This window comes from Streptomyces nigra (assembly GCF_003074055.1).
Taxonomy (GTDB): Bacteria; Actinomycetota; Actinomycetes; order Streptomycetales; family Streptomycetaceae; genus Streptomyces; species Streptomyces nigra.
Genome location: NZ_CP029043.1, coordinates 5722960 through 5740827, shown reverse-complemented (window position 1 = coordinate 5740827; position 17868 = coordinate 5722960). Strand labels below are relative to the sequence as shown.

At 72.5% G+C, this 17868-nt stretch carries 9 protein-coding genes; 2 read left to right on the top strand and 7 right to left on the bottom strand.

Going from position 1 to position 17868, the window contains the following annotated elements:
* Positions 1–123 precede the first annotated feature (123 nt).
* Complete coding sequence (locus tag DC008_RS26565) at positions 124–5067, top strand: non-ribosomal peptide synthetase (protein WP_108709100.1); 4944 nt, start codon at positions 124–126, stop codon at positions 5065–5067.
* A gap of 4 nt (positions 5068–5071) precedes the next feature.
* Positions 5072–8881: a non-ribosomal peptide synthetase gene (locus DC008_RS26560; RefSeq protein WP_108709099.1), complete on the top strand. Its 3810-nt coding sequence runs from the start codon at positions 5072–5074 to the stop codon at positions 8879–8881.
* On the opposite strand, the gene DC008_RS26555 is transcribed toward DC008_RS26560, so the two are convergent.
* From DC008_RS26555 to DC008_RS26525, 7 genes are all read right to left on the bottom strand, one after another.
* The gene (locus DC008_RS26555) at positions 8866–9555 is read right to left on the bottom strand and encodes a hypothetical protein (protein ID WP_108709098.1); all 690 of its coding nucleotides are present in this window, start codon (positions 9553–9555) and stop codon (positions 8866–8868) included. The two genes, DC008_RS26560 and DC008_RS26555, sit on opposite strands and share 16 nt — an antisense overlap.
* A gap of 64 nt (positions 9556–9619) precedes the next feature.
* The gene (locus DC008_RS26550; protein ID WP_108709097.1) at positions 9620–10321 is read right to left on the bottom strand and encodes an FMN-binding negative transcriptional regulator; all 702 of its coding nucleotides are present in this window, start codon (positions 10319–10321) and stop codon (positions 9620–9622) included.
* Between the two features lie 24 nt (positions 10322–10345).
* Entirely contained in the window at positions 10346–12151 is a 1806-nt protein-coding gene (locus DC008_RS26545) for a gamma-glutamyltransferase family protein (RefSeq protein WP_108709096.1), read from the bottom strand.
* A 4-nt stretch (positions 12152–12155) separates the two neighbouring features.
* Positions 12156–13082, bottom strand: a complete 927-nt coding sequence (locus tag DC008_RS26540; RefSeq protein WP_108709095.1) for a hypothetical protein — start codon at positions 13080–13082, stop codon at positions 12156–12158.
* Positions 13083–13111: 29 nt separating this feature from the next.
* A complete protein-coding gene (locus tag DC008_RS26535) occupies positions 13112–13612 on the bottom strand; it encodes a VOC family protein (protein ID WP_108709094.1) in 501 nt (166 codons plus the stop codon).
* Positions 13613–14225: 613 nt separating this feature from the next.
* On the bottom strand, positions 14226–15566 hold the full coding sequence (locus DC008_RS26530) for a class I SAM-dependent RNA methyltransferase (RefSeq protein ID WP_108709093.1): 1341 nt from the start codon (positions 15564–15566) through the stop codon (positions 14226–14228).
* 132 nt (positions 15567–15698) lie between these two features.
* Positions 15699–17747 carry an APC family permease gene (locus DC008_RS26525; RefSeq protein ID WP_108709092.1) on the bottom strand — a complete coding sequence of 683 codons (2049 nt, stop codon included), beginning with the start codon at positions 17745–17747 and terminating at the stop codon, positions 15699–15701.
* Between the last annotated feature and the right edge of the window lie 121 nt (positions 17748–17868).

Below are 17868 nucleotides of genomic sequence, written 5' to 3'. Positions count from 1 at the left end.
AGCACTGCTCCAGACATTGTCTGACCGCGCATTCGACACAGTTGGACACGGTGGCGCCGCCCCGTTCCCCCCCCCCCCCCCCCGCGCGATCCACGCTCTTTCGGATACGGAGGCAGGCGATCCATGACCCATCCATGCGTACACCGGCTGATCGAGGCTCAGGCGGCACGGACACCGGATGCGCCCGCAGTCGTGTCCCGTGACGGAGTGCTCAGCTACGCGGGACTCGACGAGCGGGCCACGCGGCTGGCCGGCCTGCTCACCGTGCGCGGGGTCCGCCCGGAGATACGGGTCGGGCTCGCCGTCGAGCAGTCGGAGCGCTGGCTCGTCACGCTGCTCGCCCTGTGGAAGGCCGGCGGGGTCTACGTTCCGCTCGACGGCGCGCTGCCCACAGGTCCCGCGGCCGCGATGCTCTCCGACGCGGGCGTGGAGCTGCTGCTGCACTCCGGGGACGGTCCCGTCCCGGCCGCGTCCGGCGTCGCGGTCGTGGAACTGACCGATCTCGACGGCGCGGAGCCCGCCGCCTCGGCTGAGCCGGCGATGCGGCCGGACAACCTCGCCTACTGCATGTTCACCTCGGGTTCCACCGGAAGGCCGAAGCCCGTCGGGGTCCCGCACTCCGCGCTGGCGTCCCACGCCACCGCGATCCGCTCCGAACTGGACCTGCGGCCGGAGGACCGCGTCCTGCAGTTCACCTCGATGGTCATCGACGCGTCCCTCGAGGAGGTCCTGCCGGTCTGGCTCGCGGGTGGCGCCGTCGTGCTGCCGGACGGGCCGAGGCCGACGAGTGTCGAGCTGACCGCCCTGATCGAGAAGCGCGGTGTGACGGTGGCGAGCCTACCGACCGCGTACTGGCACCAGTGGACGGACGACCTGCGGGACGGCGTCGTGACGCTCCCCGCGTCCCTGCGTACGGTCTTCGTCGGCGGTGACAAGATCCGGATGGACAAGTTCACCGCGTGGGCGGAGGCCGTCGGCTCTCACCCGGTGCGCTTCGTCGCCGACTACGGCCCCACCGAGACCACGATCAGCTGCACCACGTACTGGCCCGACCCGGACGACCTGCCCGACGGTGTCTCGGCCATGCCCATCGGACGGCCCCTGCCCGGAGTGAGCGTACGTCTGCTCGACGAGAACCTGGAGCCGGTGACCGGCGAGGAGCCGGGGGACGTCTGGATCGCCGGCGCCGGCCTGGCCCGCGGCTACCTCGGTGCGCCCGCCGCCACGGCCGACCGTTTCCGGCCGGACCCTTTCGGGCCGCCCGGCACCCGGATGTACCGGACCGGTGACCGGGCCGCGCGCCTGCCCGACGGGAACCTCCAGTTCCTCGGCCGGTCCGACCGCCAGGTGAAGATCCGCGGATACCGGATCGAGCCCGGACAGGTGGAGAACGCGCTGCGGGCGTGCCCCGGGGTTCGGGACGCCTTCGTGGTGCCGGCCGACGACCCGGTCGCCGGGGCCCGGCTGATCGCCTATGTGGAGACGGACCCCGTGCCGGGCTCCCGGGACGCCCTGCGCACCGAACTGGCGGGCCGGCTTCCGGCCGTGATGGTGCCGGGCACCCTGGTGCTCCTGGACCGCCTCCCGCGCTCACCGCTGAGCGGCAAGGTCGTCCCGGCCGAACTGCCCCCCGCTCCGGCGGACTCCGCGGCGGAACCCGGCCCCGCGTCCGGGACGGCCCAGGAGGAGCTCGTCGCCGGCCTGGTCGCCGACGTCCTCGGGCGGGCTCCGGGCGCCGACGAGGACTTCTTCGCGGCGGGCGGCGACTCCTTGCGCGGACTGCAGCTCCTCAGCCGTATCGCACACGCCACCGGGGCGGCGCTCACCTTCGAGCAACTGCGCTCGGCGCCGACCGTGGCGGCGCTCGCGGCGCTGGTGGGCGAGGAGCGGGGGCACGCGTCGGGCACGGGGGCCGTCACCCAGGCCGGGGAGCACGGCGAGTGGCGGCCGGCGTCCCGCGGCCAGGCGGCGCTGTGGTATCTGGACAAGCTCCACCAGGGCGCGGCCTCCTACTCCGTCCCGCTCGGCTACTGGATCTCCGGTCCGCTCGACGTGGACCGCATGGACGCCGCGCTGACCGAGCTGAGCACACGTCATGAGGCCCTGCGGACGGTGCTGGTGGAGAGCGAGGGGCGGGTCCTGGCCCGGTTGCTGCCGCCGGCGCCGGTCCGTACCCGAGTGACGGAGGTGCCCGACCGCGCCACCGCGACGCGTCGGGCGGAGTCGGACGCTGCCCGGCCGTTCGACCTGTCCGCCGGACCACTGCTGCGTTCCTCCTGCTACCGCGTCGACGACGAGCGCCACCTGTGGCTGCTCAACGTGCACCACAGCGCCTTCGACGCCTGGTCCCTCGGTGTGTTCTGGCGCGAGTTCGCCGCGCTGTACGAAGGGCGCCGGCTGCCGGAGCCCACCGTCCGGTACGCCGACTACGTGGCCTGGCAGGAGAACTGGCTGGCGTCCGAGGAGGCGGCCGAACAGCGACGGTACTGGTCGCGACGACTGTCGGGTGACGCCCCGCCGGTGGAGCCGGGGCGGCCGACCGGGGCGCCCGGCCCCTCGGGGTTCTCCCTGCCGCTGCGCCTCGGCGGGGCGGGTCCGGTGCGGGTGGAGGACGTGGCCCGGGCCTGCGGGTCGACCCCGTTCGGTGTGCTGCTCGCCGCCTTCTTCGCCACGCTGCACCGGATGACCGGCGGCGCCGAGGACATCGTGGTCGGCGTCCCGATGGCGGGCCGGAACCGAGCGGGCACCGAGGATCTGATCGGGTACCTGGTGAACACCGTGCCCGTCCGCATGGGCTTCACGCCCGGGATGAGTTTCCGAGACCTCGTGGAGCGCACCGACACGGCGCTCACGGAGGCGTTGTCACGCCAGGAACTGCCGTTCTCGGAGATGACCGGCGGCATCACCCAGGGCGGTGACGGCGCCGAGAACCCCGTCTTCCAGTCCATGTTCGTCCTCCAGTCCACCCCGGTGGACGACGGCGGTGTGATCGACGGTCTGGAGGTCACCGAGCACCTCGTCCACTCGGGCACCGCCAAGATGCCGCTGACCTGCACGCTGCGGCTCGACGGCGAGGGGGTCACCGGTGAGGTCGAGTACGCGGCACGCCGCTTCGACCGGCCGTCCGCCGAACGCTGGCAGGACGCCCTGGTGACGCTGCTGGAGTCGGCGCTCGCCCAGCCGTCGACGCGGCTGGCCGAACTGCCCCTGCTGCCACCCGCCGCCGCCACCGCGCAGCTCACCACGATCAACGCCGACCACGAGGAGCGCGGCGCCGCCGCCACCCTGCTGCACGACGGGTTCCGCGCACAGGTGGCCCGAGACCCGTCCGCCGTGGCCGTGCTGGCCGGCGACCGGGCCGTCGGCTACGCCGAACTGGACGCCAGGTCACGGGCGGTGGCGGCCGCTCTGCGAGCCGTCGGCGCCGGTCCGGAGTCGCTGGTGGGCATCTGCGTGGACCGCTCCGTCGAGTCGGTCGCCGCCGTGCTCGGTGTGCTGCGCGCGGGGGCCGGGTTCGTGCCGCTGGACGCCGGCTTCCCCGCCGAGCGGCTGCGATGGATCGCCGAGGACTGCGCGATGGCCGCGGTCGTCGCCTCGCGGGTGCCGGCCGGACTGGAGGGCGTGCCCGTGGTCGATCCGGCCACAGCCGGGCGGGCGAGCGGGGAGGAGCCCGTGCTCCACCCGCGGAACACGGCGTTCGTCTACTACACGTCCGGGTCGACGGGCCGGCCCAAGGGCGTGGTCATCGACCACGGCTGTGCGGCGTCGCGGGTGGAGTGGATCGCACGGCACTACGCGCTCGGGCCCGGCCACCGGGTGGTGCACAAGACTCCGCTGATCTTCGACGTGGCGATCTGGGAGGTCTTCGCGACGCTCGGGGCCGGTGCGACGATCGTGGCCGCCGAGGCCGGCACCGAGACGGACGTACCGTATCTGGCCGGGCTGCTGGCCGCTCCGGACACCGTCGTCGCCCACTTCGTGCCCTCGATGCTGGACATGTACCTGGCCACGGTCTCCGCGACCAAGTACCCCTCTCTCGACCGTGTGCAGACGTCCGGCGAGGCCGTGCCCGCCGCGTTGCTGCGCCGCTTCGCCGCCCACTTCGACGTCCCGCTGGACAACGCGTACGGCCAGACGGAGACGTCGGAGGTCGCGCTGTGGAGCGGTCGGGAGCAGCCGGACGGCGACCGTGTCCCGATGGGCCGGGCCGTCAACGGCTACCGGCTGTTCGTGCTCGACGAGGCCCTGCGGCCGGTGCCTCCGGGTGTGGTCGGCGAGTTGCACGTCGCGGGCGTGGACGGTCTGGCGCGGGGCTACCTCGGCACGCCCGGCCTGACCGCCGAGCGGTTCGTCCCTCACCCCTGGCCGGTGACGCCCGGCGAGCGCCTGTACCGCACCGGCGACCTGGCGGTCCGGGACGAGGACGGTCTGCTGCACTACGCCGGACGGGCCGACGGCCAGGCCAAGGTGCGGGGCGTACGGGTGGAGCCGGGCGAGATCGAGGAGGTCCTGCGGGCCCACCCGGCGGTCGAGCAGGCGGCCGTGGCCATCCGCGAGGACCGGGCCGGTGGCAAGGAGATCGTCGCCTATCTGGTGGGGCCGGACACCGACGTGCCCGACGTGGCGGAGCACGCGGCGGACTATCTGTCCAGCTATCTCCTGCCGACGGCGTACGTGAAGCTGGCCGCGCTGCCGCTCACCCCGTCCGGGAAGGTCGACCGGCAGGCACTGCCCGCACCGACCGCACAGGACCGTGCGGCCCGGGCCGGCGTCTCGGAGGCGACCTCGCTGATCGAGTCGCAGCTCGCCGAGGTCTGGTGCGACCTGCTGGGCGTCGAACAGGTCGGCAGGCGCCAGAACTTCTTCGAGGCGGGCGGCAGTTCGCTGTCGGCCCTGCAGATGCTGCACCGGGTCAAGACCCGCTTCCGGGTGGCGGTCACCGTACGGCAGTTCTTCGGCGACCCGACGATCGCGGGAGTGGCCGAGCACGTGGAGAAGGCGCTGGTCGCCGAGTTGGCCGCGCTGTCCGACGAACCCGCCGCGCAGCGCGGCGACCAGGAGGAGTGAGTCGATGACCACACTGGACGCGGAGAAGCAGCGGTTGCTCCTGCGCTTACTGCGCGAGCGCGGCGACGAGCACGGCGGTCCGCACATCCCGCCGGTCCCGCACGGCACCCCGGTGCCCCTCAATCCACCCCAGGCACGGATCTGGTTCTCCTGCCGCCAGTACCCGGACACCAGCGAGTACAGCCTGCCGGAACTGCGGACCGTCGACCGGGCACTGGACCTGCCGACACTGCGTGCGGTCGCCGCGGAACTGATGGACCGTCACCACGCTCTGCGTGTGCACATGTTCGAACAGGACGGTGTGCCCATGCAGCAGGACGACGGCCCTATCGAGCCGCCGGTGACGTGGCACGACCTGCGCGACCTGCCCGCCGACGAGGCACGGGCGCGTGCCACGGCCGCCGGCCACGAGGCCGCCAGGCGCCCGTTCGCCCTCGACGGCCCCTGCTTCTTCCAGATCATCGGGTTCGCGCTGCCGGGCGACCGGACGATGCTGGCGCTCAACTTCCACCACATCGTCATAGACGGGCTGTCCCGTGCGATGGTCGTCGCCGAGTTGGACGCCCTGCTCGCCGGCCGGCCCCTGGGACCCGCCCCGTCCGTCGGCTTCCTCGACTATGTGGCCTGGGAGCTGGAGCAGAGCGACGAAGCGGCGGTCGCGCGCGATCTGGCGTACTGGACCGGCAAGCTCGCCGGGGACCTGCCGGTCCTGGACCTGCCGAAGGACCGCCCCCGGCCGGCCACGTCGAAGCGGACCGGCGGCACGGTGCCGCTCACGGTCCCGGCTCAGGTGCTGTCCCGCCTGCGGCGGCTGGCGGCGGACGAAGGCGTCACCCTGTTCGTCGTCGTCATGGCCGCGTACAAGGTGTTCCTCGCCCGCATGAGCGGGCAGCGCGACGTCATCGTCGGCGCACCGCTCGCCGGTCGGGACCACGAGGTCGCCGAGTCCATCGTGGGGTGCTTCGTGAAGTCGGCGCCGCTGCGGACCGACCTGAGCGGGGATCCCACGTTCCGCGAGGTCGTCCGTCAGGTCCACGAGACCGTCCTGGAGGCCCACGACCACCAGGCGGTGCCCTTCGACCGGGTGGTGGCGGAACTGGCTCTGCCGCGGCTTCCAGGCGTGCAGGCGGTGTTCCAGACCATGGTGAACGTGCAGTCGACCGGCGCGGCCGACAGTGCCGACCTCGGCACCGAGCTGGACACGAACGCCGCGATGTGGGACCTGGCCGTCAGCCTGTTCACCGATCAGGAGGAGATGAGCGGCGTCCTGGTGTATGACGCCGCTCTGTTCGACACGTCGACCGCGTCACGCTTCGCCGCCCATCTGGAGACGCTGCTGGCCGAGGGCGCCGAGCACCCCGACGCGCGGGCGTTCGAACTGCCGTTGCTGGCCCGGTCCGAGCGCGAGAGCGTCCTGCGCGCGTCGGCGGCATCCGGCGGGCCGGACATACGTCACCGGTCGATGGCCGAGCCCTTCGAGGAGCAGGCCCGCTCCACCCCGGACGCCGTGGCCGTGCGCGCCGGCGAGGAGGCCGTCACCTACGCGCAGGTGGACGCTCGCGCCGACCTGCTGGCGTCCGTGCTGCACCACGAGGGGGTCCGCTCCGGCGACCTGGTGGCACTGTGCCTGGGCCACGGCACCGACGAGATCGTGGCCCGGATCGCCGCGGCCAAGCTCCACGCCCCCTACACGGCGGTCGAGCCGGAGCTCTTGGCGGAGGCGGAGCCCAGGGTGGTGGTCACCGACGGGACGACGGCGGACCAGGTGACTCCGGGGCCGTGGCGAGTGGTCTCTCTCGCGGACGCCGGGCAGTGGGCCGTGACGGATCTCGGCGAGCGCCCGGTCGCGGACGGCGCCCCCGATCTGCTACGGCTGGTCCGCTCCCCCGGCCTGCCCGGGCCGGTCGCCCAGCCGGTCTCGATGGCGCTCGCCGATGTCGAGGAGCTGCGGCAGCACCACCCCCTGGACGCCGGAGAGGTGGTCCTCGTGGACTCCCCCGAGCGGGCGTGGTGGCCGCTGTCGGCCGGCGCAACGGTCATGCTCTGCCCACCCCTGGTGCACAAGCGCCCCCGGCCCGTCGAGGCGTACGTCCCCGTCGGCGACGTCACCACCGTCTGGACGACGCCGTCGGTGCCGTCCGCCGCTCCGGGCGCGGCGCCGCGACGGGTCCTGTGCGACGGCGAGCCGGTGACCGTCGCCGGGATCCCGGGCGAGGTCGTCGCCCGCCGCGAGCGGCCGGAGACCGGCGCGGTGACCCAGGGGGGCCGCCACGCCCTGTACGTGCTGGACGAGTCGCTGGAACCCGTTCCTGTCGGCGTGGTCGGGGAGCTGTACGTCGGCGGCGGGGACGGGTTCCTGGCGCGCGGATACCACGGGCGGCCGGCGGCGACAGCGGAACGGTTCGTCGCCGACCCTTTCGGCGTGCCCGGCGCCCGTATGGTGCGCACCGGCGAACTCGCCCGGCGCCGGGAGAACGGTGTGGTGGAACAGCTCGGCCCGGCCGGCCGGCAGATCGGTGTGCACGGCATGCGCGTCGAACGGGCCCTGGTCGAGTCGGCCTTGGCCGACCAGGGCGGCGTGGCGCTGTGTGCGGTCACCGCGACCGCGCGGGGCGCGCTCGCCGCGTTCGTCGTGCCCACGGGCGACCGTGAGCTCTCGGCCCGGCGGCTCACCGAGGGCGCCGCGCGGCGACTGCCCGACTACCTGGTGCCGGGCAGCGTCACCGTGGTGGAGGCGATCCCCCGCACGGACGACGGGGGCATCGACGTCGACGCGCTACTCGCCCTGCGGACCGAGGAGCCGCTCGCCGAGGAGGAGGAGTTCACCGCCCCGGCGAACGAACTGGAGGCCCGGCTCGCCACGATCTACGCCCGGCTGCTGCGCCGGGACGCCGTGAGTGTCACCGACAGCTTCTTCGACCTGGGCGGCCACTCCCTGCTGGTGTTCAAGCTGATCGAGGAGTGCGGCGGTGAGTTCGGTGTGCAGCCGTCCGTCCAGGACGTCTTCACGAACCCCAAGATCCGTGATCTGGCGGCGACGCTGAGCGCGGCGCGATCGGCCCCGGTGCCCCGGGACAACCTGGTCGGCCTGGCCGAGAGCCCCGGCGCACCGCTGATGGTGTTCGTGCACGCGGCCGGCGGCTCCGTGCTGCCGTTCTACGAGGTGGCGCAGCGGCTGCGGGGCGAGTTCTCGGTGTACGCGCTCCAGTCGCTGGCGGACGACCCTGCGGCGACCGTCGAGGAGATGGCCGCGCGGTACGTGTCCGCCGTCGACGCGGTGCGCGGTGTCGCCCCCGTCGTCCTGGCCGGCTGGTCGATGGGCGGCTGTGTGGCCGTCGAGATGGCCCGGATCTGGCTGCAGCGCGGGGAGCCGGCCGCGGCGACGCTGCTGCTCGACACCTGGGCGCCGCCCTCGTTCATGTCCTCGGAACGGGAGGCCGCCCAGGTGCGGCAGGCGTGCCTGTCGCTGGACGTGTTGCGGCTGGAGGGCGCGGACGAGGGCGCCTCCGGGGCACTGGCCGAGCTGACGGACATGGTCGAGCGCAACCGGGCCGCGTTCCTCGACTACTGGCCGGAGTTCTTCCCGGCCGAGGTGGATCTGCTGCGCGCAGGCGACCCGCTGCCCGCGGGTGCGCCCACGTTCCCGGCGGGCTACATGGACGACGACCGCGGTTGGCGCGCTTTCGTCGCCGGGCTGGAGACCACCGAGGTCGAAGGCGGCCACCTGAGCCTGTTCGACACCGAGCACGTGGACGACCTGACGGCGGCCATCCAGAGCGCCGTCGGCCGTCGGCTCGGCTACGAGGAGATCTGAGACCCGGCTCCCGCCCGCAGCTCGGGGTACATCGAGCCGTCGTACGCGGCGGCGACCTGTTTCATCGGCTCGGCGGCGATGTCACCGGGCTGGTACGTCCACCAGTTCACGAGGACCGTCAGCCGTTCCCGGTGTTCGGGAGCGGCCGGCGACTCCGGGGGCAGGCCGACGTCCACGCGACTGCCCACGGCGTGCCACAGATGACCCGGGAACGTGACGTAGAGGTTCTCGGCCGGCAGCACGAACTCCCGGTCAGGGGCGTCCGGTGCGGGCTCACCCCCGAAGACGAGCAGCGGCCCGTCCGCCACGTCGTTCAGGTACATGACGCTGGACAGCGTCGGGGACACCAGCTCCCCCGTGCCCGGGTCCTCCCCGATGTCCCGGTGCAGACCGAACTCGAAGTTCGAGGCGTACGGCGACGTGAGCCGCCCGAGCCACCACTCGACTCCTACGGCCGCCTCCCGCACCTGCGCGGGAATGTGGTGCACCAGGTGATCGCGCACCGCCGTCTCGACCAGGTTGCGCGGCGGAGTCTCGAGCGCGTACCAGAAGGTGTAGTGGTAGGGGCTGCGGCCGCCGAGCCGGTCGGGTCGGGTGGCCATCGCGACGGCCGAACGCAGCTGGTCCAGCGTCTCGTCGGGGAGCGCCTGCGCGGTGTGAGCGATGAGTGCCATGCGTCGCACGTTACGAGGCGGCCCACGCTGCGGTCGATCAGCCCGGACCCCTATCCCTGATCGGTCAGAACGGGCAGACCCCGCGGGCGCCGTCCGCCGTCGCACCGGCCGGCGCGACCTCGGCCGTCCGTCCCATCCCGGCCTCGCGCATCAGGTGGGCGAGGGCACGGCCGGCACCGCTCTCATCGGCCTCATAGCGCCGGATCACCGACTCCTGCACGTCGGCCGGCTTCTCCTGGCTGAACTTGAAGAGGCCCTCCACCTCCTCGACGCGGAGCCGGAACGCTCCGACTCCCGGCAGGAGCCGTCGGAAGTAGCCGACCGAGGACGTCTGGTCCCAGCCGGCGCCGAAGCGCTCCTCGAGGCGTTGGGCGGTCCAGCGGACGACCTGGAGCGTCTCCTCCGGATCGTCGATCAGCCGCAGCTTCCCGCACACGTGGACGGCCGCGAAGTTCCATGTCGGAGCGGACGGGCCGTCCGGATAGACCGCCGGGGTGACGAACCCGCCCGGCCCGTCGAACATCAGCCGGGCGTAGCCGCCGTCGGTGAGCGCCTTCCAGTGCGGGTTGGCGCGGTTGAGATGCCCGTACAGCTCCGTGCCGGCGAGCGGGCCGGTCCGGGGCTCGCCGGGCGCGACGAGGGCGGGCAGCCGCGACGCCCACGGCACCGTGGGGCCGTTGGTGGTGAGCGTCGCCAACGGATGGCCGTCGATGATCCGGCGGTGCCAGTTCTCGTCCTGGATCCGGTAATGGCTGGGCACGAACATGGAAACCGCCTCAGACGATCGGAGTCAACGGCACACCGCGTACGCCTGGCGGCCGCGCGGGCCGGCTGAGGCCCGCAGGAAACCGGTGGCCGGGTCGACACCGGCGGAACAGACCTTGCCGAGCGTGGAGCGCGGCACCACGTCCAGCCGGTGGCCCCTGCGTTCCAGCTCCGCCAGCACCTCGGCGTCGAACGAGCCCTCCACGACGACCACACCGGGCCGCGACAGACGCGGCGCGAACGACTGGGCGAAGTGGTCGATGTGCCAGGCGGGGAGTTCGGCTGCCGCCTGCGGCTCGAGGCCGAACACGGCGACGGCGAGGAACGCGTGGAGCGTCCACTGGTCCTGCTGGTCGCCGCCAGGGGTGCCGAAGGCGAGGAACGGGGCGCCGTCGCGCAGCACGATGGTGGGGCTCAGGGTGGTGCGGGGACGCCGTCCAGGGGCCAGCGAGTTGGGATGCCCCTCGCTGAGCCAGGCCGTCTGGCCGCGGGTGCCGAGCGCGAAGCCGAGGCCGGGGATCACCGGTGAGCTCTTGAGCCAACCCCCGCTCGGCACGGCGACGACCAGGTTTCCCCAGGCGTCGGCGACCGCGACCGTGCAGGTGTTCCCGGCGCCGGCCCGGGGCCCGGCCGGGGTGACGGTGGGCAGGCCGCTGCGCAAGTGGGCCACCCACTCCGGCTCGTCGACGCCCGGCTCCTGCGGATCCGGCTGCGGGATCCACGGCTGGGCGCCTCCCGGCCGGCCCGGTTGCGGGTCGAGGTCGGCCTCCTCGCCGATGAGTGCGCGCCGCCGCGCGTTGTATCCGGGTGCCAGCAGTTCGTCCAGCGGCACCGGGGTGTGGTCCGGGTCGCCGTACCACGCCTCCCGGTCGGCGAAGGCGAGCTTGGCCGCCTCCGCGACGGTGTGGACGTACGCGCCGCTGCCGAGACCCATGCCACGCAGGTCGCAGCCTTCCAGCAGCGCCAACTGCTGGAGGAAGACCGGGCCCTGGGACCAGGGGCCGGGCTTGTGGACGGTGAAGTCGCCGTACGGCAGTACGCACGCCTCCTCGACGGACGGCTGCCAGGTGGCCAGGTCGTCGCCGGTCAGCAGGCCGCGGTGCGAGCTGCCGGTCGAGTCGAACACGTCGGCCGTGCGGGCGAAGCGGTCGATGGCCTCGGCGACGAAGCCCTGGTAGAAGGCGGTGTGCGCGGCCTCGATCTGCGCCTCGCGGTCGGCCGACGTCCCCTTCGCCTCACGCACGATCCGGCGGTAGGTGTCGGCCAGCACCTCGTTGCGCATCCGCGTCCCCGGCGCGGGCGCCGCACCGCCGGGCAGGTAGACGCGGGCGGACTCGCTCCAGTGGGTGCGGAAGAGTCCGGACATGGCGTCGATGGTCGTCGCGGCGGCGGGCAGCAGCGGATAACCGCGCGAGGCGTAGCCGATGGCCGGTTCGAGGACCGACTCCAGCGGCATCGTGCCGTATTCGCCGAGCAGGCGCATCCATGCCCCGAAGGCGCCGGGCACGGTAGCCGGGAGCAGACCGCCGGCGGGTATCTGCTTGACGCCCCGGGCGGCGAACGCGTCGATGGTGGCCGCCTGCGGCATCGGCCCCTGTCCGCAGATGACACGGACCGTGTCGCTCGCGCGGGAGTAGACGGCGATGACGACGTCGCCGCCCGGTCCGTTGGAGTGCGGTTCGACGATCTGGAGGGCGAACCCGGCGGCTGCCGCCGCGTCGAAGGCGTTGCCACCGCGTTCCAGGACGCCCATGCCGACGGCGGACGCGAGCCAGTGCGTCGCGGCGACGCCGCCGAGGGTTCCGGTCAGCTCCGGTCGCAGAACGGTCATCGGCTCACTCCTCCGCCATGCCCGGACGTGGGGCGTGCAGCAGCTGGGACGGCAGGTCGCACGCCTGCTGGGCGACCCCGTGCAGGATGTCGACCAGCCCGTTCTCGCACTTGATCACTTCGGCCGTCCGCAGCTCGGCGGGCCGGACGGTGTCGTCGGCCGCGTACAAACCGTTCGCGGCGACGTCCTGGGCGATGGCCACGAGCCGGCGCAGGAGCTGGGCCACGACCTCGTGCCGCGTGACCGGGGCGCGCAGCGTCGTGAAGTACGCGTCGTAGATGAGCCCGGCGGGCCGGTGGCCGGGGCCACGGACGGCCGCCTCGCGCAGCAGGGACCGACCGTTGGCGACGAGCCGTGCGGCGACGCCGTCATGGACGAGGTGCAGCAGACTGATGGAGTCGTGCAGTTCACCGGCGTCCGCGTCGACCGTGCCCGGCAGCCGACGGCGACGGAACAGGTCGCGGATGGGCCAGTAGTCCGGCGCCCAGGCGCCGCTGAAGGCGCGGTGCCGCCTTCGCATGCTCGGCCGGATCAGGGCGTTGTAGAGGTCGGGCGGGCAGGATCCGGTGTACAGCAGCATCGCTGAGTAGCCGTCCACGTAACGGCTGATCAGGGGCAGCGCCTCGGCCACCGGACGCCGCTCCTCGGCGAGGTCGTCGACGAGCTGGGCGATCAGACGCCACACGATGAAGCACACCTGATGACCGGTCAGCCAGCGGAACCAGAACAGCTCCTCCGGCGACTCGCACGGTTCGACCTCGGGGATGAGCAGTCCCCGCTGGCCGAGAGCGGCCAGATGCCGGCAGCTTCCGGCGTAGTCCACCGCGGGACCGTCGTCGGCCGGGCCGTCGGGTTCACCCACGCCCGGCAGGACGAGCGGCTCGGTGGCATAGGCGAAGCCGCCGAAGTCCCAGCGGCCCACGGACGGCAAGTCACACAACGCGCCGCTGCCGGAGGCTTTCATGACTGGCCGTCCGGTACGTAGGTGAACTCGAACTCCAGCCCGTTGACGTCGTACGCGTAGAAGCTCTGCACACCGTCGGCGTCGACGACGATGTCGGTCGGGGGCTCGTCGAGCGCGAACGTGTAGCGGCCGGAGCCGTGCAGTTCGATCCAGCGCTCCCGCAGCCGGACAAGGTCCTCGGGAGCGTCCAGGCTGAAGCAGAAATGCTGGAACTGCACGGCGCTCTCGGACGGATCACAGTTCCGGCCGGGCCGGTCGAAGAGGTGGATCCGGACGTCACCGAGAACCATCTCGGTCAGCTCGCGGATGCCCGGCAGGCGACTGCGGGTCAGATCCGAGAACCGGTCGAGCGCCCAGGCCTGCCGGCAGCCGAGGAAGTCCTCGTACCAGCGGACGCTGTTCGCGAGGTCGGTCGTCTGCACTCCGACGTGATGAAACCGCGGTCTTGGAGATCGGACGTGGGCCGCCACGGTGACGGCCGATGGCGTCTCGTTCATGTCTCATCACTCCAGCGGAGGGAAGCACAACCGGACACTGCTGTCGCCCAGTCATGATGGCCGCCGCCGCGGATTCGGAGACTTCCCCGCTTTATGGGACAGCTACCTGGGGCGACGCCTTCGCCGTACCCGGAGTGCATGTGCCACCGTGGGCGGGGGACCTCGCGACCCAGATGGCAGCGGGAACCGGATCACTCCGCCGGCAGCTCGTCCCAGCCCCTCATCGTTTCTCCAGACGACCACGGTGAAGTGTTCATCGTCCGGCCGTGGCAGCGCACGCGTCGTCGACGGCGGCTCCTCGGTCGGCCTCCCGGAGACGGCGATCTGCACATCGTCTGCATGTACGACGCGTATGGCTCGCAACCGTCCCGTCGGCCCCGGCCGCTACACGCTCGCCGGACCGGTCCGCGCGTACGCCCGCACCGTGCCGGACGGCGGACCGCGCCACCGTCTCGCCGGTCCGAGCCCGTTCGCCCTCCCGTACGGCGAGCGACCGAGGACCAGGCCCGCCCAGCTCCGGTACCGGTGTGCCGCCACGGAGTGCGGTGCGAAGTGCTGTGGGGGGGCGCGGGTGGCACCCGCATCCGCCCGGGAAATCCGAGAAGAGTGCGGGTCACGTCCCCTTCGCCGCAGGCTCCAGAATCGCCACGCACTCCACGTGATGCGTCATCGGGAACAGGTCGAACACCCGCAGCGACCGCACCCGGTACCCCCCGTCCCGGAAGTACGCCAGGTCCCGGGCCAGGGCCGCCGGGTCGCAGGCCACGTAGGCGATGCGGCGGGCGGACAGGGACGACAGGTGTGCGACCGTCCTGCGGCCCGCGCCCGCGCGCGGGGGGTCCAGGACGATCAGGTCGACCTCGGTGATGCCCGTGCGCGGCAGGACCGATTCGACCTTGCCCTGCTCGATGCGGACCCGTTCGAAGTCGGCCAGGTTGTGGCGGGCGTCCTCCACCGCGCGCTTGCCGGACTCGATGCCGAGGACCGCGCCCTTGTCGCCGAGGCGGTCGGCGAGGGCGCCCGCGAAGAGGCCCACGCCGCAGTACAGGTCCAGGGCCATGTCGCCCTTGCGGGGCAGCAGGCCCTGCATGACGGCCGTCACCAGGGTGTCCGCGGCCTTCGGGTGGACCTGCCAGAAGCCGCCGCTGCCGACGCGGTAGGTACGGCCGTCGGCGCGCTCGCGGACGAAGGGGCGGCCGTGCACCCGGTGCGTGCCGCCGTCCTTCTCGCCGACGCGCATGACGGAGACCGGGCGGTCGAGCTCGACGATCGGGAGGCGCGCCCCCGGCCGCGGCGTCAGGATGACCTGGCGGTCCTGGGAACCGGTCGCCGCGATCGCCTCCACCGACGCCATGCCGGACCAGTCCCGCTTCTCGACGCCCAGCTCGCTGACGCCCTCGGCGGCGATCATGCAGTGGTCGATCCGCTCCACGTCGTGCGAGCGGTGCCGGCGCAGACCGGCGTGCCCGTCCGCGTCGACGGCGTACTGCACGCGGGTACGCCACTGCGGCACCTGCCCGGCGGGCAGCTTGTCGCCCTCGGCCGGCATCACGGTGCCGTCCCAGCCGACGTCCTCGGGGGACAGTCCCGCGAGCCGCTGCAACTGCTCCACGACGACCTCGCCCTTGAGGCGGCGCTGCGCTCCGGGCTTGGCGTGCTGCCAGTCGCAGCCGCCGCAGCGGCCGGGCCCGGCGAACGGGCAGGGCGCCTCGATACGGTCCTTGGAGGCGGACAGGATCTCCACGGCGTCCGCGCGCAGGAAGCGGTCGCCCTCCTCGCCCTCGGTCACCCGGGCCACGACGCGCTCGCCGGGCAGGGTGTGCCGGACGAACAGCACCTGGCCGGCGTCGGTGCGGGCGATGCAGTGCCCGCCGTGGGCGACGGGGCCGATCTCGACCTCGTACTCCTCCCCCACCAGCGACCTCACCGGCGACTTCTTCTCTTCTGCCTGCATGGTGGGGTGACTCCAGATCGAAAGGGGTTGGGGAGGGGGGTTCAGGGGGGCCGGGGCGCACGGGTTTCCGCGGTCGGCCCGACACCAGCCCACCAGTCTACGTGCGCCCGCGCACTCTCTTGCCGGGCCCGGTCACTTCCGGGTCTCGGGCTCCTTCGGCCGCTCCTGCGCCGGCCCCCGCCGTACCGAACCCGGCGCGTTCCACTCCCCGCGCTTACGGGCCCGCAGCTTCGCGGCCTCGGAGGACTCGAGCTGGTACGGGACCGAGGTCACCATGACGCCGGGGGTGAACAGCAGCCGCCCCTTCAGGCGCAGCGCGCTCTGGTTGTGGAGCAGGTGCTCGTACCAGTGGCCGACGACGTACTCGGGGATGATCACCGACACCGCGTCGCGCGGGGACTCCTTGCGGAGGCTCTTGACGTACTCGATGATCGGGCGCGTGATCTCGCGGTAGGGCGAGTCGAGGACCTTCAGCGGTACGTCGATGCCGCGCCGCTCCCACTCCTCGCGCAGCGCCTTGGTCTCGGCCGGGTCGACGTTGACGCTGAGCGCCTCCAGGGTGTCCGAGCGCAGCAGCTTGGCGTAGGCCAGGGCGCGCAGCGCGGGACGGTGGAGCTTGGAGACCAGGACGACCGAGTGCACCCGGGAGGGCCGTGCGCTGTCGTCGCTGGGGCCCTCGGGGGCGGCGAGCTCCGCGGAGACGCGGTCGTAGTGGCGACGGATCGCGGTCATCGTGCCGTAGAAGATGACCATGCCGAGCAGGGCCACCCAGGCGCCGTGGGTGAACTTGGTGACGAGGACGACGATCAGGACGAGGCCGGTGAAGAAGGCGCCGAAGGTGTTGATCGCACGGGAGCGGATCATGTGACGCCGCTTGGCCTGGTCCCGCTCGGTGGCCAGCAGCCGGTTCCAGTGCCGGACCATGCCGATCTGGCTGAGCGTGAACGACACGAACACGCCGACGATGTAGAGCTGGATCAGCCTGGTGGAGTCGGCGCCGTAGATCCAGACGAGGAGAGCGGCGGCGCCGGCGAGCAGCACGATGCCGTTGGAGAAGGCGAGCCGGTCGCCGCGGGTGTGCAGCTGGCGGGGCAGATAGCGGTCCTGGGCGAGGATCGAGCCGAGCACCGGGAAGCCGTTGTAGGCGGTGTTGGCGGCCAGGAACAGCACGAGGGCGGTGGCCGCGGCGAGCACGACGAAGAAGAAGGTGTCCTTGCCGAAGACGGCCTCGGCGACCTGGGTGATGACCGGGTTCTGGACATAGCCGGAGCCGACGGCGACGCCGTCCTTGATCAGGTCGACGGCCGGGTTCTCGGCCATGCGGACCTTGGTGGCCATGGCGAGCCCGATGATGCCGCAGAACATGGTGACGGCGAGCAGGCCCATCAGGGCCAGCGTGGTCGCGGCGTTCCTCGACTTGGGCTTGCGGAAGGCCGGGACGCCGTTGGAGATCGCCTCGACGCCGGTGAGCGCGGCGCATCCGGAGGAGAAGGCGCGCAGCAGCAGGAAGACGAGCGCGAAGCCCGCGAGTCCCTGGTGCTCGGGCTTGATCTCGAGCGTCGCGGTGGGCGCCCGCATGGTGTCGCCGAGGACGATCCCGCGGAACGCGCCCCACGCGATCATGATGAAGACGCCCGCGACGAACACGTACGTCGGGATGGCGAACAGCCCGCCGGACTCCTTGACGCCCCGCAGGTTCATCACGGTGAGCAGCAGGATCACACCGACCGCGCACTCGACCTTGTGCTCGACGACGAACGGGATCGCGGAGCCGAGGTTCTCGATGCCGGAGGAGATGGACACGGCCACGGTCAGGACGTAGTCGACGAGCAGGGCGCTCGCGACCGTGAGCCCGGCCTTGGGGCCGAGGTTGGTGGTGGCGACCTCGTAGTCGCCGCCGCCGCTCGGATAGGCGTGCACGTTCTGCCGGTAGGAGGCGACCACCGTGAACATCAGCACGACGACCGCGGCGGCGATCCAGGGGCTGAAGTGGTAGGCCGACACGCCCGCGATGGAGAGGACCAGCAACACCTCGCCGGGCGCGTACGCCACCGAGGACAGCGGGTCGGAAGCGAACACGGGCAGGGCGATGCGCTTCGGCAGGAGGGTCTCCCCGAGCCGGTCGCTGCGCAGGGCACGCCCGATGAGGATCCGCTTGGGCAGGTCGGTCAGTTTGGACACAACAGAGAATCGTATGCCCCCGGTCAGCCGCGGAGCACATCCGGGGGAACATGACGCGCGGGGCCGGGCACCCGCCCTGCCGGGGCACGGTGACCTCCGTCCCGCGCCACCGCCCGGAGCG